Annotated in this window: 24 protein-coding genes; 11 read left to right on the top strand and 13 right to left on the bottom strand. The window is 65.5% G+C overall.

Translation table 11 applies throughout. The annotated features are described in order from the left end of the window. Positions 1-30 precede the first annotated feature (30 nt). Positions 31-1,002 carry a LysR substrate-binding domain-containing protein gene (locus DM992_RS28095; RefSeq protein WP_111019534.1) on the top strand — a complete coding sequence of 324 codons (972 nt, stop codon included), beginning with the start codon at positions 31-33 and terminating at the stop codon, positions 1,000-1,002. A 23-nt stretch (positions 1,003-1,025) separates the two neighbouring features. On the opposite strand, the gene DM992_RS28090 is transcribed toward DM992_RS28095, so the two are convergent. The 9 genes from DM992_RS28090 to DM992_RS28050 all read right to left on the bottom strand — a co-directional run bounded on the left by DM992_RS28090 (position 1,026) and on the right by DM992_RS28050 (position 9,192). Beyond that, the gene (locus DM992_RS28090) at positions 1,026-1,760 is read right to left on the bottom strand and encodes a hypothetical protein (RefSeq protein ID WP_239511368.1); all 735 of its coding nucleotides are present in this window, start codon (positions 1,758-1,760) and stop codon (positions 1,026-1,028) included. A 24-nt stretch (positions 1,761-1,784) separates the two neighbouring features. Then, on the bottom strand, positions 1,785-2,228 hold the full coding sequence (locus tag DM992_RS28085; protein ID WP_162631751.1) for a hypothetical protein: 444 nt from the start codon (positions 2,226-2,228) through the stop codon (positions 1,785-1,787). Between the two features lie 105 nt (positions 2,229-2,333). Next, complete coding sequence (locus DM992_RS28080) at positions 2,334-2,543, bottom strand: hypothetical protein (RefSeq protein WP_111020437.1); 210 nt, start codon at positions 2,541-2,543, stop codon at positions 2,334-2,336. 126 nt (positions 2,544-2,669) lie between these two features. Further along, a complete protein-coding gene (locus DM992_RS28075; protein ID WP_111020436.1) occupies positions 2,670-3,050 on the bottom strand; it encodes a VOC family protein in 381 nt (126 codons plus the stop codon). A 100-nt stretch (positions 3,051-3,150) separates the two neighbouring features. Next, positions 3,151-3,996 carry a GNAT family N-acetyltransferase gene (locus tag DM992_RS28070; protein ID WP_111019531.1) on the bottom strand — a complete coding sequence of 282 codons (846 nt, stop codon included), beginning with the start codon at positions 3,994-3,996 and terminating at the stop codon, positions 3,151-3,153. A gap of 409 nt (positions 3,997-4,405) precedes the next feature. Further along, on the bottom strand, positions 4,406-5,578 hold the full coding sequence (locus tag DM992_RS28065; protein ID WP_111019530.1) for an FAD-binding oxidoreductase: 1,173 nt from the start codon (positions 5,576-5,578) through the stop codon (positions 4,406-4,408). Between the two features lie 169 nt (positions 5,579-5,747). Further along, the gene (locus DM992_RS28060; RefSeq protein WP_034181983.1) at positions 5,748-6,899 is read right to left on the bottom strand and encodes a branched-chain amino acid ABC transporter substrate-binding protein; all 1,152 of its coding nucleotides are present in this window, start codon (positions 6,897-6,899) and stop codon (positions 5,748-5,750) included. A gap of 419 nt (positions 6,900-7,318) precedes the next feature. After that, a complete protein-coding gene (locus tag DM992_RS28055; RefSeq protein ID WP_111019529.1) occupies positions 7,319-7,510 on the bottom strand; it encodes a CsbD family protein in 192 nt (63 codons plus the stop codon). A 140-nt stretch (positions 7,511-7,650) separates the two neighbouring features. Further along, on the bottom strand, positions 7,651-9,192 hold the full coding sequence (locus tag DM992_RS28050; protein WP_111020435.1) for a helix-turn-helix transcriptional regulator: 1,542 nt from the start codon (positions 9,190-9,192) through the stop codon (positions 7,651-7,653). A 358-nt stretch (positions 9,193-9,550) separates the two neighbouring features. Between DM992_RS28050 and DM992_RS42395 the strand changes: the two genes are divergently transcribed. The 3 genes from DM992_RS42395 (at position 9,551) to DM992_RS28040 (ending at position 10,388) form a co-directional block, all read left to right on the top strand. After that, complete coding sequence (locus DM992_RS42395; RefSeq protein WP_204356134.1) at positions 9,551-9,715, top strand: hypothetical protein; 165 nt, start codon at positions 9,551-9,553, stop codon at positions 9,713-9,715. Positions 9,716-9,780: 65 nt separating this feature from the next. Continuing rightward, a complete protein-coding gene (locus DM992_RS28045; protein ID WP_111019528.1) occupies positions 9,781-10,137 on the top strand; it encodes a BON domain-containing protein in 357 nt (118 codons plus the stop codon). A gap of 53 nt (positions 10,138-10,190) precedes the next feature. Continuing rightward, a complete protein-coding gene (locus tag DM992_RS28040) occupies positions 10,191-10,388 on the top strand; it encodes a CsbD family protein (RefSeq protein WP_111019527.1) in 198 nt (65 codons plus the stop codon). A gap of 340 nt (positions 10,389-10,728) precedes the next feature. Here the strand turns inward: DM992_RS28040 and DM992_RS28035 are convergent, their stop codons facing one another. Continuing rightward, the gene (locus tag DM992_RS28035) at positions 10,729-11,757 is read right to left on the bottom strand and encodes a DUF1338 domain-containing protein (RefSeq protein WP_111019526.1); all 1,029 of its coding nucleotides are present in this window, start codon (positions 11,755-11,757) and stop codon (positions 10,729-10,731) included. A 224-nt stretch (positions 11,758-11,981) separates the two neighbouring features. Here DM992_RS28035 and DM992_RS28030 point away from each other — a divergent pair, with 224 nt between their 5' ends. Beyond that, complete coding sequence (locus DM992_RS28030; RefSeq protein ID WP_072438447.1) at positions 11,982-12,929, top strand: LysR family transcriptional regulator; 948 nt, start codon at positions 11,982-11,984, stop codon at positions 12,927-12,929. A 26-nt stretch (positions 12,930-12,955) separates the two neighbouring features. On the opposite strand, the gene DM992_RS28025 is transcribed toward DM992_RS28030, so the two are convergent. Continuing rightward, positions 12,956-13,417: a hypothetical protein gene (locus tag DM992_RS28025; RefSeq protein WP_111020434.1), complete on the bottom strand. Its 462-nt coding sequence runs from the start codon at positions 13,415-13,417 to the stop codon at positions 12,956-12,958. Between the two features lie 87 nt (positions 13,418-13,504). After that, positions 13,505-15,634, bottom strand: coding sequence for a TonB-dependent siderophore receptor (locus DM992_RS28020; protein WP_111019525.1), 2,130 nt, complete (start codon positions 15,632-15,634; stop codon positions 13,505-13,507). A gap of 944 nt (positions 15,635-16,578) precedes the next feature. On the opposite strand from DM992_RS28020, the gene DM992_RS28015 reads away from it, so the two are divergent. Then, positions 16,579-18,207, top strand: a complete 1,629-nt coding sequence (locus DM992_RS28015) for an NADP-dependent glyceraldehyde-3-phosphate dehydrogenase (protein ID WP_111019524.1) — start codon at positions 16,579-16,581, stop codon at positions 18,205-18,207. A 73-nt stretch (positions 18,208-18,280) separates the two neighbouring features. On the opposite strand, the gene DM992_RS28010 is transcribed toward DM992_RS28015, so the two are convergent. Then, complete coding sequence (locus DM992_RS28010; RefSeq protein ID WP_111019523.1) at positions 18,281-18,913, bottom strand: LysE family translocator; 633 nt, start codon at positions 18,911-18,913, stop codon at positions 18,281-18,283. Between the two features lie 593 nt (positions 18,914-19,506). Between DM992_RS28010 and DM992_RS28005 the strand changes: the two genes are divergently transcribed. The 5 genes from DM992_RS28005 to DM992_RS27980 all read left to right on the top strand — a co-directional run bounded on the left by DM992_RS28005 (position 19,507) and on the right by DM992_RS27980 (position 25,147). After that, complete coding sequence (locus DM992_RS28005) at positions 19,507-19,830, top strand: hypothetical protein (RefSeq protein ID WP_034181973.1); 324 nt, start codon at positions 19,507-19,509, stop codon at positions 19,828-19,830. Between the two features lie 212 nt (positions 19,831-20,042). After that, a complete protein-coding gene (locus DM992_RS28000; RefSeq protein WP_111019522.1) occupies positions 20,043-20,528 on the top strand; it encodes a hypothetical protein in 486 nt (161 codons plus the stop codon). A gap of 242 nt (positions 20,529-20,770) precedes the next feature. Beyond that, on the top strand, positions 20,771-22,234 hold the full coding sequence (locus DM992_RS27990; RefSeq protein WP_111019521.1) for a PepSY domain-containing protein: 1,464 nt from the start codon (positions 20,771-20,773) through the stop codon (positions 22,232-22,234). Positions 22,235-22,272: 38 nt separating this feature from the next. Beyond that, positions 22,273-24,390 carry a TonB-dependent receptor gene (locus tag DM992_RS27985; RefSeq protein WP_111019520.1) on the top strand — a complete coding sequence of 706 codons (2,118 nt, stop codon included), beginning with the start codon at positions 22,273-22,275 and terminating at the stop codon, positions 24,388-24,390. Between the two features lie 436 nt (positions 24,391-24,826). After that, positions 24,827-25,147, top strand: a complete 321-nt coding sequence (locus DM992_RS27980; RefSeq protein ID WP_111020433.1) for a DUF1330 domain-containing protein — start codon at positions 24,827-24,829, stop codon at positions 25,145-25,147. The last annotated feature ends 36 nt before the right edge of the window (positions 25,148-25,183 follow it).

Genomic DNA, 25,183 nt, shown 5'->3' with positions numbered 1-25,183 from the left:
ACTTTTTCATGATGGATGCGTGGCCAGCCAATGACTTTTGACGCAAACGACGTGGTCAGGCGGCTGGGCGCACGTCTGAAGATTCGGCATCTGGTGCTGTTGCTGCAGATCCAGCAGCACGGGTCGCTGACGCGCGTCGCGGAGCACATGGCCAGCAGCCAGCCCGCCGTGACGAACGCGCTGTCCGAGCTGGAGAGCATGTTCGGCACGCCGCTGTTCGAGCGCTCGTCGCGCGGCATGCGGCCGACCGCGCTCGGCGCGGTCGTGCTCGAACGGGCGAAGGCGATGGTCAAGGATCTCGACCACCTCGCCCGCGAGATGGAGGCCGTCGCCGCCGGGCATGCGGCCCACCTGCACATCGGCGTGATTCCGTTCATATCCGGCCAGATGCTGTCGGCGGCGCTGAAGCGGCTGCAATCGCGCATGGAACGGCGCCTGACCGTGACGATTCACGAAGGCACCAGCGATCAGCTGCTGCTGCAGCTCAAGGATCACAGCGTCGACATCGTGATCGGGCGGGCGTCGTCGGCGATCGATCTGGGCCGTGTTTCCTTCGAGGTGCTGTACCAGCAGCAGCCGCGCATGATCGCGAGCCGCCGTCTTGCCGCGAAACTGGCCCGCACGACGCTGGACTGGAACAAGCTGCACGCGCTCGACTGGATTCTCGGCGCGCCGCATACGCCGATGCGGGAACAGGTAACCGACCTGTTTCTGTCGGCCGGGATCCCGCCGCCTGTTCCGATCGTCGAAAGTTACTCGTCCAAGCTGATCGGCGAAATGATCGCGTCGAGCGACGAGGCCGTATCGATCGTGCCGGCCGATATCGCGGAGGAACTGGTGCGGATTGCCGGCGTGGCGATCGTGCCTTACTCGCTGGTGTGGACGCTTCCGCCGATTGCGCTGTTTACCCGCCCCGCCGACTCGCACTCGCCGGCGCGGGATTTGCTCGTCGACGCGCTACGGGAGGTGTGTAAGGAGACGTATGGGGAAGCGCGGAGATAAGGTCGCGGGCCCGTCGAAAAAAGTCACGTCTCTCCACGAATACTCGGCACGCCCGCGGCAGGCTGCTTGCCGGCGGCGAGGCGTCGCAGTATTTCCGCGCGTTCGGCGCTCAGCACACGATCCGAGCCCTCTCCCCTGTCGTAGCGCTTGGCTGTCCGGTAGGAAAACCGCTTTTTGTACTGACTGGTTGCGGGATCGAACGCCCATGCGTCGACTTCGAAGAAGTGCTTTTCGAAATGGCTCTCGTCCTTGCCCCAGACATAGTCCGCCCGAACAAACAGCGGATAGGGCGAGGCTTCAGGCACCTTCCACATCGCGCGATCGGCCATCTCTGTTTCGGTGATTTCCGGCATCAGATTCTCGATCTTTCCGTTCGCGCCATAACGCAATACGGCTACGCGCTCCAGCATCCCGCTGCCGCCGCCCGAAAACGTCCCCGACAAGAAAACCCAGGAACCGCCCGATGAAAGCGGCAACCGTTCGGACCGTGGATTCAGCCCGAACTGATAAAGCTCCTTGGAGGAAGCGGAAACAGGAGCCGGCGGCATCTCGAAGCACGGCGCACGGTCAGGAAGCACGCAGAGTTTTACCCCGGACATCGGGAGCCCATCGGCATCAAGCTTGCCCTCCGTCTGCGTGAAGCGCGGGAAAGCAGGTTCGCTGGATGTCGCCTGAACATCGGTGATGCCGACGACAGAAATGCTCAAGATCACTCCAAGCGTCTTGCAGAACCAGCGCATGCCTTCTTCCTTTCTCATTCATTGAATTTCGCAGCGACGATCTTACGACGCCACACCCTGAAACCAACGCGAGCACGCGCTCGAATAAATGAGCACGGTTGCAATCGCATTGGCGAAAAACGCCACTTCGAGCAGATCTACCCTGAACGGAAATGCAGCCGCGAGAAAGGCGATCGTCGTGACCAGCGTGAGCGACAGCTCCAGCATCCGCGCCAGCTTTTGTCGCTGGCAGAGGCCCACGATCAAGCTGGCGTTCAGGAAAAGCCAGAAAGCCTGAACCAGCGTGACCGCGATGAAGCCCTGACGCGCGAGGGCGATCTTCGCGGCAGGTACCTCGTCCAGCCCGCGGAAACTGATAGTCAGGAACAGAGCGACATAACCTAACTCGACGAGCCAGACAATGGCGAAAAGCGCGATAGCGTGACGGATCTGCGGCGGTGCATCGGCACGAAACGCCGGCATTGCTTTCAATTTGCTTATTAACATCGTCTTATCGGGTAGCCAGTGGCCCCCGCCCCCGTACGTGCTGTTATCGTCTCTGCCGCTTGCCCCTATCGCGCGGCGCCAAGATTAGCATCGAGTACTTGAACCCTACTCAGGGAAGCCAAAGATCCCAAAGCCTGCATCAAGAATGAACAACAGGAAAACGACGATGCAGATAATGCGCCAGATACCGCGCAGACGAGTCGCGCCGAGATACAAACCAACCGCTCCGGCAAGAAGCGTCACGGGCCAGTAGTAAGCGCCGAGCCCAATCACGACGTAGAAAAAAGGTATCTCCCCAATGGCGATGTCACTCATCCCGGAAAGCTCCGTCGCTTGCGTGGCGCACATGCCCACTGATGGTTTCGAAGACATCCGTCGGCCGCCGCCCCTCGACACGTGACGTGCGACTCGATCCCGCGGCCTGCCTCGCGCGCCCGAGAATCACCCCTCCGCCCGATGACAAACCACCTCGATATTGTGCCCATCCGGCCCGATGACGAACGCCGCGTAGTAATTCGCGCTATAACGCGGCCTCAACCCCGGCGCGCCATTGTCTTTTCCGCCCGCCTCCAGCGCCGCACGATAAAACTCGTCGACTTGCCGCCGATTCTCGGCCTTGAATGCGATGTGAAGATGCGCGGGCTTCTCCGAAGTCTGGAACAGACACAACGAAGGCTGCCACGGGCCCGGCGGACAAAGCTCGACGCCGTACGAAGGCTCCCCCTCCGCCGCAACCACTACGCCAAGCGGCTCGAGTGCCTTGAGGAAAAACGCCTTGCTCGCTGCGAAATCGCTGACTCCGAATTTGACGTGGTCAAACATGAGTTCCCTCTCTAGTTGGGCCCGCCCGCGCCCCGACGTGATGTACGGATCACCGCGATGTTGCCACATGCAGCCATCGACGACAGCCCCGTCCGCCCCATCACCCCAGCTCGAACGACGTCACCCCGAACACGCGATCGATCGCGATCGCGGGCGCGTCTTTCGTATACATCCGCGCGGTTTCGAAGACGCTCGTCATCCCGTGCAGCTCCGCCAGCGCGACGGCCGCAGGATTCGTTTCCGGCACGTCAAGCACGATGATCTCGCCGGGCATGCTCGCCGCCAGTGCGCGAAAGAGTCCAGTAGCGACGCCTGCATCATCGGCGAAGAGCGGGCCGATCTTGCAACCCTCGTTGCAGCGGCGCACGACACCGTATCCGGCGACACGGCCGGCGTCGACCGTTGCGAGCGCAACGGCATCCGGTTGCGCGATCCACGCGGAGACGAAACGCTCGCGCGCCGCGGGGAAACACTGGCGATCGTAGGCAAGCAACTGCTCGAACGGCACATCGGACGCTGCCGCTACATGCGCGCACCCGATGCCGTCCACGCGGCCTTGATAGCGGATGTTGCGGTACGCGAGCCGGAACCCGGACTTCCCGTAGTTCGCTTGCTGGGCGACGACACCATCGAGACCGACGTTGCGGTCTCCAAGATAACGCATGCCGTGCTGCCAGATTCGCATACCGAAGCCTTTGCCGCGAAACCCGGGCTTCACGATGTAAAGACCGATGAAGCCAAAGTGTTCGTCATATGCGACCGCGGAGAGGCACGCAATCGGCTCGCCGCGCCAAATACCGACGAAGAACCCGGCCGGGTCCGCTTCCCTGAAACAGTGCGGGTCATGCCAGCCTGGGTTCCACCCTTCTGCAGCCGCCCACTCGACCGACATGGCCAGCTCGTCGGCCGACATGGTGCGCACGATAAAGTCACCGCTTTGATCCATGGTTCGCCCCACTCGCGGCTTCAAAGATCGCCGCCTCGTGTTACGGAAAATGCATCGGGAAAGCGCCGGCAAGCGAGCGTCGGCCAACCGACAGAACAGACCGCGCAATCATGCCCCAAGCCACCGCTGCCGATCGCGTCATCATAATCCCGAGGTCGAGTATCAGAGTGGAGCGGTCATCGCAGTTGTTCCGGTTCGATAGGCACCGCAATTGACGCGTATCAGCGACCCTGACGACCGGGCCACCAGGTTAGCTATCCTCTAATGTCCGAACGGGCGACCGGCAGCAACGAGTCCCCAAGCGCCCCTTCAAATCCACGATAAACAAAAAAAGCCCGACAAAGTCGGGCCAATAGGTTTGAGACACAAGGAGAATGCCGCCCACCCCATACCGGGCGGCCACGCCGCGCTACACGACGTTCTTTTCGACGATCGGCCGGTTTTCCAGCACTCGCGCCCAGCCGAGCGGCGACAGGTCGAGCGTTTCGTAACGCCCGCCCAGAATGAGTTCACTGACGCCACGCCCCGTTGCCGGCCCTTGCTGCAGCCCGTGGCCGCTGTAGCCGTTCGCGAACACGACGTTGTCGAGTGCCGGGTGATATCCGATGATCGCGTTGTGGTCGAACACGTTGTACTCGTAGTACCCGGACCAGCAGTTCTCCACGCGCAGCGCCTCGAACTCCGGCACGCGATTCGCGAGCGTCGGCCAGATCACGTCGTCGAACAGGTCGTGATCGACCTCGTCGAGCGGCAGATCGTCCGGGTCGCGATCCGGGCTCGGCGACGTCCCGCAGATATACGTGCGCCCTTCCGGCCGGAAATACACGCCCGTCGGATCGATCAGCAGCGGGCAATCCGCGAGCTTCGCCGGCGACGACACGTTGAAGATGCTGCGGCGCCGCGCATACACGGGAATGTCGATGCCCATCATCGACGACAGCGTGCGCGCCCACGCACCGGCCGCGTTGACCAGCGTGTCGCACGCGTAACGCTCACCGTCGCCCGTCACGACATGCGTGATCTTCCGTCCATCGCGTTCGACCGACTTCACGTCGGCCGCCACATACCGCGCCCCGAGTGCCTGCGCTTTCTTGCGCAGCGCCTGCACGAGCCCGTAGCCGTCGAACCAGCCCTCACCGCTCACGCCGTACGCACCCGACACGAGATCGTCGACGTTCAGCCACGGAAACTTCGCGCGCAGTGCATCGCAATCCATCAACCGGATATCGGCGCCGAGGCTGATCTGCAGCGCATGGTTCTCGCGCAGCGTCGCATCGCCGGCCGGCGTCGCGAGGAACAGGTAGCCGCCTTCGTGCAAATCGATCGACGGCCGGTTGCCGTCCACTTCGAGCCGTTCGCCGATCGTGCGCAGGAAGTCGATGCCGAACAGCGACATCTCGATCGACAGCGGCGTCGAGAATTGCTGGCGAATCGACGCGGCCGACAGCGCCGATGACGATCGCGCATAGGTGGGGTCGCGTTCGATGACGGTCACGGCGACCGTCGGATCGGTGGCGCGCAGGAAATAGGCGATCGAGCTGCCGATCACACCACCGCCGACGATGACGACTTGAGAACTCACGACTGACTCCAGTTGCACGTAAAAGGCGCGGCCAGCCGGCCACGCCCGTTGGTTGTTCATGCCGCGTCGCACGCGGCGTCGCGTCCGCGGACTTCCCGCGCGATCGCAACCGATCGCTCACGGTATTTCAGCACGTCCGGCATCGCCGCGAAAGCCGGCGTGCTTGCGTTCAATCCGCCGATTTCGTCGTGACGGGCTGCCACGCGGCGTTCTTCACTTCGTACAGCGTCGAGCTCGGGTTCTTCAGGTCGCCTGTGTTCGTGAACGCGATCGTGCCCGTGATGCCGTCGTAGCGCGTGTCCTTCAACGCGCCGTTGAAATCGGCCGGCTTCGTCGAATTCGCCTTCTGCATCGCGTTGATCGCGATCCACGTCGCGTCGTACGCGAACGGCGCATACGCGAGCATGTCGACGCCGTACTTCTGCTTGAATTTCGTTTCGAACAGCTTGCCCTTCGCGAGGCGCGACAGCGGCTGCCCGTATTCCCACACGGCCGCGCCTTCCGCCGCGTTGCCGGCCAGCCTGATGAAGTTCGCATTCATCACGCCGCCGCCCGCGAGGAACTGCGCGCGGATGCCGAGCTGGCGCATGCGCTTGACGAGCATCGCGGCCTGCGCGTCGAGGCCGCCGAAGAACACGAGATCGGCATTCGTGCTCTTGATCTTCGTGAGCTGCGCGCTGAAGTCGACGGCCTTGTCGTTCGTGAATTCGCGCGCGACGATCGTGCCGCCGTTCGCCTTCACGGACTTCTCGAATTCGTCGGCTTCGCCCTGGCCGAACGCGGTGCGATCGTCGATGATCGCGATGCGCTTCGCCTTGGTCACGCTCGCCGCATACGCGCCTGCGTTGCCGGCGTTCTGCGTGTCGGTCGCGATCACGCGGTACACGGTGCCGAGCCCGGCGCGCGTGATGTCGGGATTGGTCGCCGACGGCGTGATCATCGGAATGCCGGCCTTCGCATAGATCTTCGACGCGGGCAGCGTCGTGCCCGAATTGAAATGGCCGATCACGACCGCCACCTGCGCATCGGCGAGCTGCTGCGCAGCCTGCACGCCGGTGCGAGGATCGCTCTGGTCGTCCTGCGACGCGACGACGAACTTCACGGGCTTGCCGCCCACCGTCGTGCGCGCGGCATTCGCTTCGTCGACGGCCATGCGCACGCCGTTCTCGATGTCCTTGCCGTACGCGGCGCCGCCGCCCGTCAGCGGGCCGGCCACGCCGACCTTGACGACCGTCTCCTGCGCATGGGCCGCGCCCGTCTGGAACGCGAGGATCGCGGCGGTCAATGCAACGCCGGAAAGCGAACGAATGCGGAACGTCATGGCAATCCTTCTTCTGTGGGTCGGGATGCAACGCGCGACTGCCGCGCGTCGGCGACCTCTCGCGTGCCGGTAATGTCGTCCGTCGCCGGGGCGCCATTCGACGAAGGCGCCGAACCGACCGGCCGATCACCGCGGCTCCTTCTCCGTAGAGCCTTTCACCGCGAAAGAGGTGAAAGGATTGTGGGTAGCCAATACCCGTGCAGCAAACGAATTATCGGAACTATGTTGTGAGGATTTGTCATCAAGTTCCATGCACGAGAACGACCCACAGCCCGCGCGACGGCGGGCCTTGAGTCGAATGCGTCAGCGGGATACGTGCCGGGGCCCGTCCGTCGAGGCCGGCCGTGGTAATGCCGATGAAGCATCATCGCTTCGACAATGGCACGCGATCGCGACGCCCGCGGCATCGCATCGTCCGGTCAGTGCCGATCCGTGCCCGTCTGCTTGCGCACCGCATCGGTCGCCTTGCCGGCCTTCTCCTGGATCTTGCCGGCCTGCTGTTCGGCGATGCCTTCGGCTTCCGTCTTGCGGTCGCCCGTCACCTTGCCGAGCGCTTCCTTGAGCGAACCCTTGAGCTGCTTGAGCCTGCCTTCGACGCGATTGCTGTCCATGGTCGTCTCCTGCGATGGTTGGGGAGAGCCGGCGATGTGACGGCCCGCGCCGCACCGCCGAGCGGACAGGTTCGCAAGCATCCGCCGCGCGCGGCAGATGCGGATGCACCAGCACGCATGGTGCATTCGTACCGATGGCGTCAGTCCTTGCCCTTCGCGCCGCCCTTCTCCCCACCCTTCTCGCGCGCGCCGTTCGCATCGGCCGCGCCGACGATGCCGCGCTCGCGCGCCCACACGATCGCCTCGCCGCGGCTGTGCACGTCGAGCTTCGCGTAGATCGTCGCGACGTGATTGCGCACCGTGTTCGGCGCGAGCCCGAGACGGCCGGCGATCTCCTTGTCCGCGAGGCCGTGGCACAGCAGGTCGAACACGTCGCGCTCGCGCGCGGTCAGGTCCGACAATTGCGCGCCCGCGTCCGGCGCATTCGCGCGCCGCACGTTCGCGAGCTTCTCGATCAGCGTGCGGCTGAACCACGACGCATCCTGCATCGCGGTTTCGATCGCGTAGACGAGCTCCATCTCGGTGCGCTTGCGATCGCTGATGTCGAGCAGCGCGACGAGCAGGCAGTCCCGTCCGTGAATCGCAACGGGGTCCGCCGACACGACACAATCGCGCACGTCGCCGTCGAGCGTGCGGATCTGCACGTCGGCGTTGCGTACGCTGCCGTCGCGCGCGAGCCGAGCCTCGATGCGCTGCCACGCACCGCGTTCGGCCCACAGCCCGATCTCGTCCGCGGATTTGCCGAGCAGGTCGTCCTGCGGATGGCCCGTCATCGCGGCAAACGCACCGTTGACGTCGAGAAGCTCGAAGCGGTCGGCCGTGACGATCGCGGTCGCGACCGGCGCCATCCGGAATGCCGTCGCGAAGCGCTCCTCGCTTTGCCGCAGCGCGCGCTCGGCCTGCTTGCGCGGTTCGAGATCCATGAATGTGAACAGCATGCACGCTTCGCCGTTCATGTCGATCGGCTGCCCGGCGACGACCACCGCCTTCGTGCTGCCGTCCGCGAGTTTCAGCACGGCTTCCATCTGCGGAATCGTCGCACCTTCGCCGAGCCGCTCGACCGCGAGCTCGCGCCGCTCGGCCTGTTCGAGCACGTCGATCTCGTACACCGAGCGGCCGAGCACGTCGTCGCGCGCGTGGCCGGTCATGTCGAGAAAGCCCTGGTTGACCTTCACGTAGCGCAGATCGTCGAGCCGGCAGATCACGGCCGGCGCAGGATTCGCGTTGAAGGTGCGCTCGAAGCGCTCCTCGGCGCTCGCCCATTCGGTCGCGTCGTGCAACACGAGTGCGAGGCAGTCCGGCTCGCCGGCCGCGTTCGTCAGCACGAGGCTGCGGATCCGGTGAACCCAGCTCACGGTTTCGTCGGCGGCCGATTCGACTTCGACCGTCACGTCGCTGAACTCCTCGCCCGCGATCACGCGATCCATCGGATAGTGGCCGTCGCACACCGGATGGTTGTTCCGGTAGCGCAGCCGGAAACGCTCGCGGTATTCGGTGACGGTCGCGCCGAGCGCCTTCAGCTCGGTCACGCCATGCATCGCGAGCGCGGCCTCGTTCGCCCAGACGATCCGCTGGTCGGGCTCGATCAGGATCACACCCTCGGTGAGCCCCGCGATGATCTGGTGCAGCTGGCGCCGATCGGTATGCGATTTGAGCGCCTGTTCGTTTAGCTGTTCGTTCATCGAATGGTTGTCCATGTCGTCAACGTCACCGCCGGGCCGGCCACATCTCGCTTCGACACGCGCCGGCCGGCGCGTGCGGCGATGATCGCTTGCCGCACCTCCGCACGACAGGCGCGAATGCACTATCCGTCATAGTACATTCGCACGGCCCGCCGCAACCGTACGGCATCCCGCCATCCGCCGCGCCCGCCGCTCACCCACACCGCAGGCGACCGACGCACCCAACCCCATCACTGCCCCGTGCAAACGCACTAGTCGATCAGGTGAATTTGCGCGATGCCCACCTGCGTCCGCATCGGTACGCTGGTACTGCATCGGCGCTCATGCGCTGCCTTCCAACCCGCAGAGGAGAAGCACGATGAAGCTGCATCAGACACCCGATCCGACGCGGCCCGAACCGCCTCCGGACAGTCCGCCCGAACCGTCGCCCGGCACCGATCCGCCGGTTCCGCTGCCGCCCGACATGCCGCGCCCGGACATCCCGCCGCGCGAGCCCGGCTACGACACGCCAATCGTCCGGTGACCGTCGGCGACCGATAACACCGATCGCACTCACCCATCCAACAAACCAATCGATGGAGAACTTCAATGAACAAGACCCGGCATCTTTCGACGCTGCTCGCCGCCGGCGCGGCCTTCCTGCTGAGTGCCGCGCCGCTCATGAACGCCCATGCGCAGGAAGCATCGACCGACAACGGCAACGGCATGCAGGCCGAATCGAACCAGCCCGTCACCGACACGTGGATCACGACCAAGGTGAAGAGCCAGCTGGCCGCCACCGACGGCCTGAAGAGTCTCGACATCGGCGTGAAGACGATCGACGGCGTCGTGACGCTGACGGGCGTGCTGCCGAACAAGATCGCCGTGAAGAAGGCGATCGCCGTATCGCGCGCGGTCAAGGGCGTGAAGCACGTCGACGCATCCGGCCTGAAGGCGAAGGCCTGATCTCCCGCGCGGCCGACGCCGCGCAGTTATCCCGTTGCGACAAGGAGCACACCATGAACGAAGACAAGATCAAGGGCCAGTGGAAGCAGCTCACCGGCAAGCTGAAGGCCAAGTGGGGCAAGCTGACCGACGACGATCTCGCAGTCGCGGAAGGCGATCGCGAGTATCTGGCCGGGAAGATCCAGGAACGTTACGGAGTCGCCCGCGATGCGGCCGAGAAGCAGTTGAAGGAATTCGATCGCGAGCTGTAACGCAACCGGCAACCTCACCCCGCCGCGGCGCCGCCGGCGTCGCGGCCACCAGGACAACGACATGGGCAAATATCTGATCGCCTGGCTGCTCGGCGTGCCGGTCGGCCTGCTGGTGCTGTTCTATCTGATCACGCACATCCTGTGACGGCGCGGCGCCCGGCGCATCCGCACGGTCCCCACTACGCCACCGACTGCGACACCGTAGTCCATCGTTCGAACGAGCGCACGCATTCCGCTGCATCGCAGCCACCCAACGCAAATCGGGCAGGACGCGTATGCGCCCTGCCCGATCGGCTTGCCCGTTCGGAAGCGAAGCGCGACGCGCGCCGCTTCACGTTCATCACTTCGCTGCGTTCGCCGTCATCTTGAAGATGCCCTGCGCGTTGCCCGCATCGAAACGCAGGTCCGTCACCCAGCGGCGCGCCGCCTGGTCGAACGTGCGCTTGCGCGTGATGAACTCGTAGAACGAGCCCGGCACGTTGCGCTTCACCGTGCCGCCGTCGCGCGTGCGGAACTCGCGCTCGACGGTATCCGCGCGATACGCGGTCTGGAACACGCGGCCCGAGCGCGAGCGCTCGACTTCCGGCTTCATCGGCCGGCCTTTCGCCTTCTCGTCGTCGGACAGCTTGAACACGTCGGCGACGCGGTCGGTCGCATGGTTGAACGCGTTGCCTTCGGTCGAGATCCACGCCATTTCCGCCGATTCCATCAGCAGCGTTTCGTAGTCGAGTTCGTTCGGCAGATCGTGCTGGCGCGCGAAGGCGCCGACGATCTCCGGCAGCAGCGCGTGCGCGGCGTCGAGCGACAGCCAGCCCTCGCGTTCGACTTCCCACAGCAGCGCAACGGCCGCTGGCGACAGCGGATCGCGCGACGAGCTCACGACGTTCGTCACGGCCTGCTGGAATTCCGTCGAGAAACGCTCCGGATGCAGTTCGCTGACGAAGAACTGCGCGATCTCGTCCGGTGCGTCCTCGTGCGCATACGCACGGCCGGTCATGCCGAGCTTGTCGAGCGGGTAACGGCCGTTCAGCCGAAAGCCGAGCGGACGCAGGATGCGCGTGAACGCGGCTTCGCCCGGCGGCAGCGCGCCCGTGTGCGGCCAGCGTACCGTGCGCAGCGCGCCGTGGTCGAAGTAGACCGAGCCGCCGTTTTCGATCGCATCGGCCGTGTACGCGCGGCCGTTCGCCGAACGCTCGAGCAGCCCTTCGAACAGCGCCATGTTCATCGCCTGCGCGATCTCCGCGCGCGTCGCGACGCCGTCTTCCCATTCTTCGAGGATGGCCGGCATGTTCAGGGTCGAGAACAGGGCGTCGGTCTTCGCCTGTCCCAGCAGCTTCGTCAGCAAGCTCTCGATATTCGGATTGCGCATCAGGATTCTCGTCTCGGGGGACCGCCGGCAAACGTGCCGGCAACTCGTCGGCCGGCCGCCCATCGGGCGCCTGACCTTGCGTGGGGAGCATTATTCAAAGGGTTGCAGCCGGGCGTAAAGCGAGATTAAATTGACATGTGATGAGTTTTTGGAATTATCGACCGTTCCCGACCCGCTCACCGGCCCGCGCCGCGCGGGTCAGTACGTCAGACAAATAGAGCATCATGCGCAAATTCAAGATCCCCAACATGGGCGCACTGGTGGCTTTCGAAGCCGCCGCGCGCCACGAGAGCTTCACGCACGCGGCCAAGGAGCTGTTCCTGACCGAAAGCGCGGTATCGAGGCAGATCGCGACGCTCGAGGCGAGCCTCGGCGTGCGGCTGTTCGCGCGCGTGAAGCAGCGCGTCGTGCTGACGCGCGCCGGCAAGCTGTACGGCACGCAGGTGCGGCGCGCGCTGGAAGCGCTCGACCGCGACACGCTGTCGATCATCGCGCACGGCAGCGGCGGCGGCTACCTGGAGCTCGCGGTGCTGCCGACGTTCGCGTCGCACTGGCTGATCCCGCGCATCAAGAGCTTCTACGACCGCACGCCCGACGTGCGCGTGAACATGGGCAGCCGCACCGACCTGTTCTCGTTCGAGGACACGCACTTCGAGGCCGCGATCCACTACGGCAAGCCGACCTGGCCCGGCACGTCGTCCGACTACCTGTTCGGCGAGGAAGTCGTGCCGATCTGCTCGCCCGCGCTGCTCGACGGGCCGGTCGAGCGTGTCGAGGATCTGCTCGCGTACCCGCTGCTGCACTCGACGACGCGCCCCGGCGCGTGGGCGCAGTGGTTCGAGACGCATGGCGTCGAGGACATCCGCACGATGCAGGGCGTGCGCTACGAACTGCACACGATGCTGATCAGTGCGGCCGCGGCCGGGCTCGGGATCGCGCTCGTGCCGAAGTTCTTCGTCGAGGAACAGTTGCAGCAGCTCGGCCTGGTCGTGCCGTGCGACGCGGCGACGGTCGGCGATTCCGCGTACTACCTCGTGTATCCGACGGAATTCAGCCACAGCAAGCCGCTGGAGCTGTTTCGCGGCTGGCTGCTCGAACAGGCGAGCGCGTATGCGGCGCCGGACGGAGATGCGGATGGCGCCGACGCGGAGGATGACGAGGACGTCGAGTAACGCGCCGGTTTCAGGTCACGTTCAGGTCACGGCGCGGCGGCGTCGCACGCGTGCCGCGTCGGCAGATCGGCCGCGACGACCTTCACCAGCCGCGCGCGATCGGGCGTTTCCAGCCCCGGGCACACGGTATCCAGATCGCGGATCACGATCGTCGCGCGCCCGTCGAACCGGCACACGCCGTGCGGCTGCGCGGCGGGCAGCCGCAGCCCGCGCGTCGCATCGCGCTGGTTCGTGAAAACGATCACGCCCGCGCGTTGCGAACGGTCCGGCAAGCGCCGCGCCGATGCGTCGTCCTCTTCGAACCACACGTCCGCCCCGATCGATTCGTCGCCGTAGTCGAGCGCGTAACGGCCCGACAACGTGATCGCCCGCCCGACATGCACCGCGCGGCAGTCCGGCTCGGCGTCGGCCGGCACCGGCTGCGCGCCCGCCGCGGCCGAACCGCACGCCAGCAACAGCAGACACAGCGCGGCGGCGCGGCCGTTCATGCTCGACACATCAGTCGGTTTCCGGATCATGGGCAGTAAAGTGCGGGGCGTCGTGACGAAGACCCGCATTGTCGCGCAGCGCGAGCGTTACATGTGCCACTTCACCGTCGCGGTCAGCGTGCGCGGATCGCCGGGCATGTTGTACAGGTCCGCGTTGCCGTGCGCGGCAATGAAGTAGCGGCGATTGAACAGATTGTCGAGCGTGAGCGTCACGTCGACCTTCTTGCTGCGATAGCCGGCGCCCAGGTTGAACACCGTGAACGACGGCAGCGTGACGAGATCGCTGGCCGACGTGTAACGCGCCGACTGGAACTGCATGCCGGCCGCCGCATAGAAACCGTACGGCAGTTCGCGCTTCAGCCACAGGTTCGCGCTGTGACGCGGCATCAGCCCCGGCGTGTTGCTCGACAGCGCGAGGCCGGCCGCCGTCGATTGCGGCGAACCGTCGACCGTGCCGTTCATGTAAGCGTAACCGGCGTACACCGACCACTTCGGCGCGATCTCGCCGGTGAAGCCCAGCTCCATCCCGCGCACGTGCTGCGTGCCGATCGGCAGCGCATAACCGGGATTCGCGGGGTCGCCGATCTGCTGGTTGGTCTGGCGCATGTCGAACAGCGCGACGCTGGCCGTCGCCTTGCCGCCGAGGTCGAAGCGCGAGCCGACTTCATACGCGGTGGTCTTCTGCGGCGCGAGCGCGGCGCCGTTCGCGAACGCGCCGGAACTGATCAGCGTATCGGCGAGCGGCGAGAATGACTGGCTGAACGAGCCGTACAGCGTCAGCCAGTCGAGCGGTTCGTAGATCAGGCCGACGCGCGGGCTCCAAGCGTGATCGGTGCGGTCGAGATTGACGTTCGACGACGTATAGTCGTGGCGGATCTGGTTCAGGTAGTCGAAGCGCAGGCCGGCGAGCACCTTCCAGTGTTCGGTCAGCGAGATCAGGTCCTGCGCATAGACGCCCGCGAGCCCGACGACGGTCGACGCGTTCGTCTTCGCACGCGCGCCGGTCGGCACGCCGGGCAGGATCACCTGCTGCGGATTGAAGAGATCGTAGGTGGCGACCTTCGTCACGTTGTAGACCGTGTCGAACTTCTGCTGCTGCGACAGCTCCAGCCCGTACAGCAGCTCGTGGCGCATGCCGAACAACGAGGTCTTCTGCGTGAGCTCGAACACGCCGTCGATGCCGTGGTCGGTGCGCTGGCGCGTCGACTGGTCGAGCGTCACGACCGGGTGCGCGGCCGTCTTGATCGGCTCGAACGTCACATAGTTCTTGCGTTCGAGCGAGAAGTCGTACGCGCGGATCGCGCCATGGAACGACAGCGAATCGCTGAAGCGGTGATCGAGCGATACCGTCGCGCTCTTCGCGGAGACGTCGTTGTACGAGCTGTTCGCGGCGTCGGCCGAGCCGTAATACGTGTTGATCGGCACGTCGACCGGCCGGCCGCGATACGCGGGCAGGCCCTGGTCGGACGTGCGGCGGTCGTGCAGGTAGTCGAATTCGACGTTCAGCACCGTGTTGCTGTCCAGCTTGAATTGCGCGGACGGCGCGATTGCCTGGCGGTTGAGCTGGAACTGGTCGCGAAAGCTGTTCGAGTTCTCGGCCGCGCCGGTGATGCGGAAGCGCGCCGCGTCGTTCGCATTCCAGCCGAGGTCGAATTCGCCGCGCCGCTCGCCGCGCGTGCCGAGCGTCACGCCCACGTCGCGCACCGGGTTCGCGTCCGGCCGCTTCAGCACGCGATTCACGATGCCGCCCGCCGAGCCGCGCCCGTACAGCACGGCCGCCGGCCCCTTCAGCACCTCGACGCGCTCGACGTTCGACAGGTCGCGATAGTAGAGCGCGTCGTCGCGAATGCCGTCGACGTACTGGTCCGTGATGCTGTTGAAACCGCGGATCGTGATCTGGTCGCGCTGGCCGTCGCCGACCGAGAAGCCGACGCCCGGCACGTTGCGCAACGCATCCTGCATCGACGTCGCGTTCTGATCCTCGATCACCGCGTGCGGGACGACGTTCACCGTCTGCGGCACGTCCATCAGCGACATGTCGGTCTTGGTCGCCGCGCGCGACCGGCCCGCGTCGTACGACGCATGCTCGGCGGCCGCATTGACGGAAATCGCAGGCAAGGTCGCCGCGGCGTCGCTCGCCTGCGCGAACGAAGTACGGGCGCCGGCCAGCGACGTGACGATCAGAAGCGCATGGCAAGCGCTCGTGTTGAGTTTCATCGTAAACGTAGGGGGTGAAGGAAAAACGGCGAACGGAAACGCGTCCGGCCAGCGCGCGAATCGCGCGGCGAATCGACCGACAAAGCTTTTTCCGGGAAGAAGATGACGCGCGCGGGGGATCGCCCCGTCATGCATGCCGGCGGGCAAACGGCCGGCGCGGGTGGATGCCGGCCGGCACGACCGGCACGAAAAAAGCCGTGACTTCCCGTCACGGCTCGTAATGGTGCGAAATAATAAACGAGAATGATTCGTGTTTTCGATTAATTTTTAACGTGTCGCCTGCCCGCAACGTGCATGCGCATTGCACTCTGCATTTCCGACGAATGCCTTTCATTTTGACGCACTGATCCACGCATCGACGTAAGCTCGTCGAAAGCAGGCGATCGGCCGCATTAATTCGATCGTGCGGAAACGGTCGGGCAGAAGGTGGGATTCGGGATACGACGACGAAAAGCTTGGAGAGGATCACGAAGGATCCGATGAAGCACGGGGCAGCACGTATTCAACGGTCCGGTGCGCGCCGGACCGGGCAACCCCGACCCGGCGCTCCGGGCAGCCGACCTCGCATCGGCAGCGCGGCGGACCTTCTGTTGTTCACTACGTCTGTTCTCTCAGGCTCGCTTCATTTTTTTCTTCGTCGCGCTGCGCCATTATCCGCCCAAACCGGCCGGAGTGAAACGTTTGCGGTTGCAACAAATGCGTTATGCCGGCCATTCAGAAACAGTCTTTCCAAATGCTTACGGTGTGCGCGATGCAGTTCGGCAATTCTTGCATTCGTGTCGGCGTTCCTTTTTAATGGAACTGGTTCCAATCGTCGATTCGGCCATGTTCCCGCGTGACGTGCCGTCGTGCCCGCGTCATCATGCCGATTCAGGATCGAGGATCATTCAACTCAGGATTCGCATCGCCCGTCCTTCCCGGACACCCCGTCAAACGAGACCGTCATGCCCGATTCCGCCTCCCTGCAACAACTGTTTCCCGCGTATCAAGACATCCCCGCCGAATTCCGGCTCGCTTCGCCGATTCACCAGCGCGTGTCGCTCGTCGACGGCGAACTTCAACCGTGGAACGGCGCGACCAAGACCGTACTGTCGCCCGTGTGCGTGCGGCAGGCGGACGGCAGCGTCGAGCAGGTCGAGATCGGCAGCTATCCGGTGATGGGCGAAACGGAGAGCGACGCGGCGCTCGACGCCGCCGTGCGCGCGTACGACTCGGGCCGCGGCGAGTGGCCGACGATGAAGGTCGAGCAGCGCATCGCGTGCATGCAGGACTTCATCAAGCGGATGGTCGCGCAGCGCGAGCTGGTCGTGAACCTGATCATGTGGGAGATCGGCAAGAGCCTCGCCGATTCGCAGAAGGAATTCGACCGCACCGTCACGTACATGACGCAGACGATCGATGCGCTGAAGGAGCTCGACAACGCGAACTCGCGCTTCGTGATCGCGGAAGGCACGATCGGCCAGATCCGCCGCACGCCGCTCGGCGTCGTGCTGTGCATGGGCCCGTACAACTATCCGCTGAACGAGACCTTCGCGACGCTGATCCCCGCGCTGCTGATGGGCAACACCGTGGTGTTCAAGCCGCCGCAGTACGGCACGCTGCTGTTCGAGCCGCTGCTCGAAGCGTTCCGCGACGCGTTCCCGCACGGCGTGATCAACACGATCTACGCGCCGGGCGCGGTGGTCGTGCCGCACATGCTCGCGTCGGGCAAGATCAACGTGCTCGCGCTGATCGGGTCGAGCAAGGTAGCCGATCACCTGAAGAAGCAGCACCCGAAGTCGCACCGGCTGCGCGCGATCCTCGGCCTCGACGCGAAGAACGCGGCGATCGTGCTGCCCGACGCCGATCTCGACCTCACCGTGAAGGAATGCCTGCTCGGCGCGCTGTCGTTCAACGGCCAGCGCTGCACCGCGCTGAAGATGCTGCTCGTGCACCGCTCGATCGTCGACGAATTCCTGAAGCGCTTCACCGCCGCGCTCGAACAGCTGAAGATCGGCATGCCGTGGGAAAAAGGCGTCAGCATCACGCCGCTGCCCGGCATGCATCGCACGGCCTACATGACGGACGCGATCGACGACGCGAAGGCGAAGGGCGCCCAAGTCGTCAACGCATCGGGCGGCGAATTCAGCAAGACGCTGTTCTATCCGGCCGTCGTGTATCCGGTATCAGAAGGAATGAAGCTGTACCGCGAGGAACAGTTCGGCCCGATCATTCCGGTCGCGCCGTTCGACGACGTCGACACCGCGCTCGACTACGTGACGACATCGGATCACGGCCAGCAGGTCAGCATCTTCGGTTCCGATCCGGTGCAGATCGGCGCGCTCGTCGATCCGCTCGTGAACCAGGTGTGCCGCGTGAACATCAACTGCCAGTGCCAGCGCGGGCCCGACGTGTTCCCGTTCGCGGGCCGCAAGGATTCGGCCGAAGGCACGCTGTCGGTGAGCGATGCGCTGCGCGCGTTCTCGATCCGCTCGATGGTCGCGGCGAAGCAGACCGACAGCAGCAAGCAGTTGCTCGACTCGATCGTGTCGGATCACACGTCGAAGTTCATCAATACGGGCTTCATTTTCTGAAGCCGTCGTGAAGCGGGAACCTTCCGCCGCGCATCGATGCGGCGGAGGGTTTCAGCGAGCAGCGCGCCGTTTGTCATACGTTCGACGCCAGCAGCCTGATCCCTGCCACGCCGAACACGACCGCAAGACACGCTTCCATCGCGCGCCGGCCGCGCACGTACAGCCGGCGCGCGCCGTCCATCGAGAACACGAGCGCATAACCGCCGAACACCAGGCACCCGATCACGACACAGCCGGGCACGACCGCGCCGTGCGACGCGCCCGCGCCGTTCGACGACAGCGCGACGAGCGACACCCATACGAGGATGGCTTTCGGATTGGTCAGGTGCAGCATCGCGCCGCGCACGTAGAAGCGCGACAGCCGCTGCTCGCGCGCCGCGTTCAGCGATGCCGCCGCCGTGCCCGACAGCGCCGTGCGCCCCGACTTGAATGCGAGCCACAGCAGGTACAGCCCGCCGAAGATCTTGATCGCGACCAGCAGCTTCGACCATGCGAGCAGCGCGGCCGACACGCCGAGCGCCGCCACCGTCGCCCAGAACATCGACCCCGAAATGACGCCGAGCGCGAACGCGAGCGCCGCCTTGCGGCCCTGGTTCGCGGCAACCGACATGATCGCGAGATTGCTCGGCCCCGGGCTGGCCGTACCGATGAAATAGGCCGTGTAGGCCAGCAGCAGGTTGGCCGAGAAGAAGGCGTGGGCGCTCATGTCGAATCTCGCAGGGTTGGTTCCAGCATTGTTGGCAAACGCGGGCCGTCTGCCCATGGACAATTGCGCGGCCAATCGCTGGGCCAGTTCGAAGGCCACGCCAATCGAATCGCCGTTCGTGAAACCGTCTCGGATATGAAACACCCGGCGCATTCGCCGCCCGTTTCCGCCATGCAACGGAACTCGTCACGTTTCGACGTTCCCGCCAGCGAACGCACGGCAGACGCGGGCGGAACGCGTGGATCGGCAGGTTTCGGCCGTTCGCCGGCAGAAACGCACCGCGCGTTCCGCCCGCGTTACGTTACATCCGTGAAGCATTTCGCGTCGCCGAGCCCCTGCGTGCGCCTGACGTCCACCACGCCCCTCCTGTAGACACCCTCCTCGACCGCCTGCGCAACCCACTACCGGCGGGACTCGCGGGCCGGCGCCGGATCGCCGCACGACATTGCTCGACAACCGGATCGCGGCGCTGGTACGGAAACTGCATTCCGTTCCGGTAAAAGCCGCGCCGACGACCCGTCGCGGACACAAATTCAACCTCGGGCGCATCCACGAATACGCCCGAACGATCCGCGCAAGCAACGAGGCCCCTCATGGATGCGCTGCCCAATTCGTCCGACACGGCGTTCCAGCTCTTTCTCGCGAAGGTGCTCGAACAGCCGCTGCCCGACTGGACCGAAAAACAGCAGATGGAACTCGAGATGGCACGCACGCTGTCGACCGAAATGGTCCACATCGCCGAAGAGATGCGCGGCCGCGCGCCCGATCTCCCGCGCTGCCTCGTGCTGCTCCGTTACGCGAAAGTGCTCGACTTCATGCTGACGTCGCTCGCCGCGCGCCGCGACATTCATCCGCAGACGCTGCGCACGCTGTTCCGGCTCGCGAACCTGAAGGTCGACGATTCGTATCCGGCGTGACGCGGCCTGGCGAGGCGGATTGACGAACCGGCTGCCGTAGAAAGCCACCTCCCGATACGAGCGAATGCGCGCATCGATCGCCGCTGCGATCACGAAGCCGAGCGACGCATGGCGCGTTAACGCCGCGCACACGTCCGCTCGCGCGCCGGCTTATCCCGCTCATCAGCGCTGCGGCCGGCCCCTCCCCGCAAACGGATGTACAATCGCGCGCCATGAACGCACTTCGCCGCTTCCTGCTTCGGCATGGCGTCGCGCGACAGCTTCTGTGGGGTTTCCTCCTCGTGACGCTGCTGTCCCGCGCGCTGATGTCGGGTGCCGTGATGCTCGATCCGGACGGTCCGGATGCGGGCTCGGTGGTGCTGTGTTCGGGCCGCGGTCCGCTGATCGTCGACGTGGCCGCGCTGGCCGCCCGCTTCGATGCCGGCGCGCCGATCACGCCGGCCAACGATGCGCTGGCGCTCGTCGATGCGCTCAAACATGACGCGCACGCCGGCAAGACAGCGCCCTCAGGAAATGGCGACAGCCTCTGCGCATTCGGCGCCGCACTATTTGCGGCCATCGCGTCATTCGTGCTGCTGGTGCTGCTGTTTCCCGCCGCGGTTCCGCGGCGTTTCCGGATTCCTCCCGATTTCCTTCCCGTCGTGCGGTCGATATTCGACGATCGCCCGCCCTCCCGCGCCCCTCCTCTGTTCTGCTGAACGTTCCGCCCAGCGGCTTGTGCACGTCGATGTGCATGGGCCTTCATGCCGTTCGTTTCACTAAACCCGATTCAAGCGTTCACCCGACTGCCCGTGTCGCGCGGGCGGCGCCGCCTTGCGCATTGCCTGCGCATCAGGCCGCGCTGCCCATTACGTCGACGCTCGCATGCCGGTGTGTGGCGCGTTGACGGCGGCCGGCCCGCGCCGGCCTCGCCGATCGACGATCACGAGGAGCTGACACCATGTCGACCACCGTCGAGCGGGCGATTTCGCCCGCCCATTCCGCAAGCGCCGGCTACCGGACGCTCTGGCGCTGGCACTTCTATGCCGGCCTGTTCGTCATGCCGTTCCTGGTGATCCTCGCGATCACGGGAACGCTTTATTGCTTCCAGCCGCAGATCGAGCCGCTGCTGTATCCGCACCGGCTGCTCGTCGAGCCGCGCGCCACGCAAAGGCTCGATCCGGACACGCTGCTCGCCCGCGCACGTACCGCAATGCCGGCCGGCGCGACGCCGGTTTCCGTGCAGGTCTCCACCGCGCCGGACCGCAGTGCCGAATATGTATTCCGGCTCCGTGACGGCAGCCGCGAGAGCGTGTACGTGAACCCCTACGACGGCGGCGTGCTCGGCACGCTGAGCGTCGAGCGCCGCTTCATGCAGATCGACCGGATGCTGCATCGCAAGCTGCTGCTCGGCAAGACGGGCGAGTTGCTGATGGAACTCGCCGCATGCTGGACGTTCGTGATGATCGGCACCGGCATCGCGCTGTGGTGGCCGCGCGGCGCGGCGCGTGTCGGGCGCGCGCTGCGGCCCGACCTGTCGCTGCGCGGCCGGCCGCTGTGGAAAAGCGTCCACGCGACGGCGGGCATCTGGCTCGCAGCCGGCACGGTGGCGTTCATCCTGTCGGGGCTGCCGTGGTCGGGCTCGTGGGGCAAGAACTTCAAGGCGCTCGCCGCGACCGTGAACCTCGGCGCGCCGGAGGGCGCATGGGGCGGCGCGTCGGTGCGTTCGACGCGCCCGGGCGCAGCCGCGGAGCCTGCGCACGCGCAGGCCGCCGCGCCGTCCGGCCATCACCACGAATCGGGCGAATCGATGCCGGGAATGGTGATGGACGACCTGCCGCTGCCGCAAACGCCGTGGGCGGTCGGCAACGTGCCCGTTCCGCATTCGGCGTCCGCGCCGACGCCGGCACCGCTGCCGCTGGCACGCGCGATCGCGATCGTCGCGGGGCTCGGCGTGACGAGCGGCTACACGCTCGCGCTGCCGTCGGGCGCGGACGGCGTGTTCACCGCGTCGTACTTCCCGGCCGACCCGAAGGCGGAACGCACGATCTACATCGACCAGTACAGCGGCGCGGTGTTGAAGGACATCCGCTACGACGACTACGGCGCAGTGTCGAAAGCCGTGTCGTACGGCACGTCGCTGCATATGGGTCGCTACTTCGGGCTCGCGAATCAGATCATCTGCGCGGTGCTGTCGCTCGGGCTCGCCGCGATGGCCGTCACGGGCGCGGTGATGTGGTGGAAGCGCCGCCCGGCCGGCAAGCTGGGCGCGCCGTCGCGCGAACGCGGCACGCCGCCGATGCGCGGCTGGATCGCTGGGCTCGTGCTGCTCGCCATCGTATTCCCGCTGATGGGGATGACGATCGTCGCAGTCTGGTCGATCGATCGTTTGCTGTTCGGCCGTGCAGCGCACGCGGCAGCATGATCGCGAAGCGATTCCACCGATTCAAAGGATTCCGAAGCATGAAGTTCAGATTGATGCTGCCCGCTGCGTTGCTCGCGGCCTTCGCGCCCGCCGGGCAGGCCCAGGAAAGCGACGCCAAGAGCACCGGTACCACGCTCGCACCGATTCGCATCAACACACAGAAGGCGGCTGCGCTGACGCGGCCGCTCGACACGGGCAACCGTCTCGGGCTGTCGTCGCTCGAAACGCCCGCGAGCGTCGAGCAGATCGACCGTGCGACGCTCGACACGCGCGGCGACAATTCGATCGTCGACGCGGTGAGCCGCGCCGCCGGCATCAGCGAATCGCCGCACCCCGGCAACGGCGGCTCGGAACTCGGCGCGCGCGGCTTCGTCGGCGCGTCGTCGGTCACGCAGCTCTACGACGGCGTGCGCCCGTACGGCGCGATCGGCGTCACGTTTCCGTTCGACACCTGGTCGGTCGACCATATCGACGTGCTGCGCGGCCCGGCGTCGGTGATCTATGGCGAAGGCGCGATCGGCGGCGTGGTCAACATCGTGCCGAAGAAGCCGACCCGCACGCCGATCCGCAACGAACTGCAGGTCGGCGGCGGCACCGAGGGCACCGCGCGGGCCGCGTTCGGCAGCGGCGGTGCGATCAACGACAAGCTGTCGTACCGCTTCGACCTCAGCGGCAACCGCTCGTCGAACTGGGTCGATCGCGGCGATTCGCGCAACCTGTCGATCTCGGGTGCACTGCGCTACGACGTGACGCCCGACCTGTACGTAACGGCGTCGTATGCGCAGGGCTTCCAGCATCCGATGCAGTATTTCGGCGTGCCGCTCGTGAGCGGCGCGCGCGATCGCGCGCTCGACAAGAAGAACTACAACGTCGGCGACAGCGACATCGCGTTCCGCGACAGTTGGGCAACCGTATCGGCGAACTGGCAGCCGAGCGACAGCCTGAACGTGACGAGCACGCTGTACAGGATGAAGAGCAACCGTCACTGGAAGGACGCCGAGTACTACACGTACCTGCCATCCGCCGCGCAGGTCCGGCGCAGCAGCTACACGGAGATCTTCCACGACCAGGAACAATACGGCAACGTGACGACGGCCACCGTGAGCAGCGCGCTGCTCGGGATGCGCAACACGTTGTCGGCGGGTTTCGAGTTCAACCACACGACGTTCCAGCACGACAACAACTCGCCGTACTCGGGCACGTCGACGGTCGATCCGTTCAGCTTCGATCCGGGCAGTTTCATCAACGCAGCAGGCACGTATCCGAAGTACCGGAGCCAGTCGAACCAGTACGCGCTGTTCGCGGAGAACCGGCTCGAAATCACGCCGCGCTGGTCGGTGATCGGCGGGCTGCGCTACGACCACGCGAGCGTGAACCGCGACGATCTCGTAAACGGCGGCGCCTTCACGAAGGTGTTCGCGAACACGGGCTGGCGCATCGGCACCGTGTACGACGTGCGGCCCGGTCTCGCCGTGTACGGGCAGTACTCGGTCGCGGCCGATCCGGTCAGCTCGCTGCTGTCGCTGAATGCGTCGAAGGCGAACTTCACGCTCGCGACCGGCCGGCAGATCGAGATCGGCGTGAAGCAGTCGCTCCTGGATGGCAAGGCGGAATGGACGCTCGCGGCGTACAGGATCGTGAAGAGCAATCTGTTGACGGCCGATCCGGTGAACCCGAACCAGTCGATCCAGGTCGGCCGGCAGTCGTCGCGCGGGCTCGAGGCGACGGTCGGCGCGGAGATCGCGAAGGACTGGCGCGTGGACGCGAATGTGTCGATCCTGCGTGCGAAATACGACGACTTCCAGCAGGCGTCCGGCGGCACGACGGTCTCGCGCGCGGGCAATGTGCCGGTGTCGGTGCCGCAGCGGCTCGCGAACCTGTGGGTAAGCTGGCGCTTCGCGCCGGACTGGACGGGTATTGCCGGCGTCAAATACGTCGGCAAGCGTTTTGCCGACACGGCGAACCAGCTCGTGATGCCGTCGTACACGACCGTCGACCTCGGGCTCGCGTGGAAGCCGCGCAAGGACACGACGATCACGGCGCGCGCATACAACGTGTTCAACCGCCGCTACGTGCAGTCCGCGTATTACAACGAGACGCAGTATCTGCTCGGCAACGACCGGCGGTTCGAAGTGCTCGCGAACTACCGGTTCTGATACCGCGCGATGCGAAGGCTCGCCCGCGCGTGTGCGTCGGCGAGCGTGGCCATCGTTGCTTTATCGCGAGTGCATGGTGACTCTGCGTGCAATGGCCGTCGACCGCGACGGCCATTGCACGCGACTGCATGGACACCCGCATCGGCAGGTTCAGCAGCCCGGCAAACACCCCGCCGGGCAATCAACCACCCGGCCGCGAATAACCGCCGTCACGCGCGCGGGCCCGCCGCGCGCCCCGCCATCCCCTTCCGATAGTGCCGCGTCCGGCATTGCGCGGCCAGTTGCTGCCGGACCAGCGCGCGCAGCGGCGTGCAGATCGGTACGCTTGCGCGCGGCTGTGCGAATTCGCTTACTTCTCAGGTAATCGACGCGCGCCGCCCGCGCCGCGATCATGGCTCCATCGACCGACGAACCGCGTCACGCCAAGGAACCCGCCATGACTGCATATGCCATCGCCCACCTGCACGACGTCGACATGTGCGACGACATCGTCGAATACCTCGAACGCATCGATGGCACGCTCGCGCCGTTCGACGGCCATTTCGTCATTCACGGCGCACGGCCGGAGGTACGCGAAGGCGTGTGGCGCGGCGACCTGATCGCGATCGCGTTTCCCGATCTCGGCACGGCGCGCGCGTGGTACGAATCGGATGCGTACCGGCAGATCCAGCCGCTGCGCGCACGGCACGCGAGCGGCCCGCTGATCCTGATCGACGGCGTCGATGAACGACACAGGGCGACCGACATCCTGCGGTGATCTGCGACGCCGGCACCGCTTGCGACACATTACGGG

This window comes from Burkholderia sp. JP2-270 (assembly GCF_003233675.1).
GTDB lineage: Bacteria > Pseudomonadota > Gammaproteobacteria > Burkholderiales > Burkholderiaceae > Burkholderia > Burkholderia pyrrocinia_C.
This window is presented reverse-complemented; position numbering and strand designations above follow the sequence as displayed.

Coding starts and splice junctions, on each gene's coding strand:
- DM992_RS28095 (WP_111019534.1), top strand. CDS start 31: ATGACTTTTGACGCAAACGACGTGGTCAGGCGGCTGGGCGCACGTCTG.
- DM992_RS28090 (WP_239511368.1), bottom strand. CDS start 1,760: ATGAGAAAGGAAGAAGGCATGCGCTGGTTCTGCAAGACGCTTGGAGTG.
- DM992_RS28085 (WP_162631751.1), bottom strand. CDS start 2,228: ATGTTAATAAGCAAATTGAAAGCAATGCCGGCGTTTCGTGCCGATGCA.
- DM992_RS28080 (WP_111020437.1), bottom strand. CDS start 2,543: ATGAGTGACATCGCCATTGGGGAGATACCTTTTTTCTACGTCGTGATT.
- DM992_RS28075 (WP_111020436.1), bottom strand. CDS start 3,050: ATGTTTGACCACGTCAAATTCGGAGTCAGCGATTTCGCAGCGAGCAAG.
- DM992_RS28070 (WP_111019531.1), bottom strand. CDS start 3,996: ATGGATCAAAGCGGTGACTTTATCGTGCGCACCATGTCGGCCGACGAG.
- DM992_RS28060 (WP_034181983.1), bottom strand. CDS start 6,899: ATGACGTTCCGCATTCGTTCGCTTTCCGGCGTTGCATTGACCGCCGCG.
- DM992_RS28055 (WP_111019529.1), bottom strand. CDS start 7,510: ATGGACAGCAATCGCGTCGAAGGCAGGCTCAAGCAGCTCAAGGGTTCG.
- DM992_RS28050 (WP_111020435.1), bottom strand. CDS start 9,192: ATGAACGAACAGCTAAACGAACAGGCGCTCAAATCGCATACCGATCGG.
- DM992_RS42395 (WP_204356134.1), top strand. CDS start 9,551: ATGAAGCTGCATCAGACACCCGATCCGACGCGGCCCGAACCGCCTCCG.
- DM992_RS28045 (WP_111019528.1), top strand. CDS start 9,781: ATGAACAAGACCCGGCATCTTTCGACGCTGCTCGCCGCCGGCGCGGCC.
- DM992_RS28040 (WP_111019527.1), top strand. CDS start 10,191: ATGAACGAAGACAAGATCAAGGGCCAGTGGAAGCAGCTCACCGGCAAG.
- DM992_RS28035 (WP_111019526.1), bottom strand. CDS start 11,757: ATGCGCAATCCGAATATCGAGAGCTTGCTGACGAAGCTGCTGGGACAG.
- DM992_RS28030 (WP_072438447.1), top strand. CDS start 11,982: ATGCGCAAATTCAAGATCCCCAACATGGGCGCACTGGTGGCTTTCGAA.
- DM992_RS28025 (WP_111020434.1), bottom strand. CDS start 13,417: ATGAACGGCCGCGCCGCCGCGCTGTGTCTGCTGTTGCTGGCGTGCGGT.
- DM992_RS28020 (WP_111019525.1), bottom strand. CDS start 15,634: ATGAAACTCAACACGAGCGCTTGCCATGCGCTTCTGATCGTCACGTCG.
- DM992_RS28015 (WP_111019524.1), top strand. CDS start 16,579: ATGCCCGATTCCGCCTCCCTGCAACAACTGTTTCCCGCGTATCAAGAC.
- DM992_RS28010 (WP_111019523.1), bottom strand. CDS start 18,913: ATGAGCGCCCACGCCTTCTTCTCGGCCAACCTGCTGCTGGCCTACACG.
- DM992_RS28005 (WP_034181973.1), top strand. CDS start 19,507: ATGGATGCGCTGCCCAATTCGTCCGACACGGCGTTCCAGCTCTTTCTC.
- DM992_RS28000 (WP_111019522.1), top strand. CDS start 20,043: ATGAACGCACTTCGCCGCTTCCTGCTTCGGCATGGCGTCGCGCGACAG.
- DM992_RS27990 (WP_111019521.1), top strand. CDS start 20,771: ATGTCGACCACCGTCGAGCGGGCGATTTCGCCCGCCCATTCCGCAAGC.
- DM992_RS27985 (WP_111019520.1), top strand. CDS start 22,273: ATGAAGTTCAGATTGATGCTGCCCGCTGCGTTGCTCGCGGCCTTCGCG.
- DM992_RS27980 (WP_111020433.1), top strand. CDS start 24,827: ATGACTGCATATGCCATCGCCCACCTGCACGACGTCGACATGTGCGAC.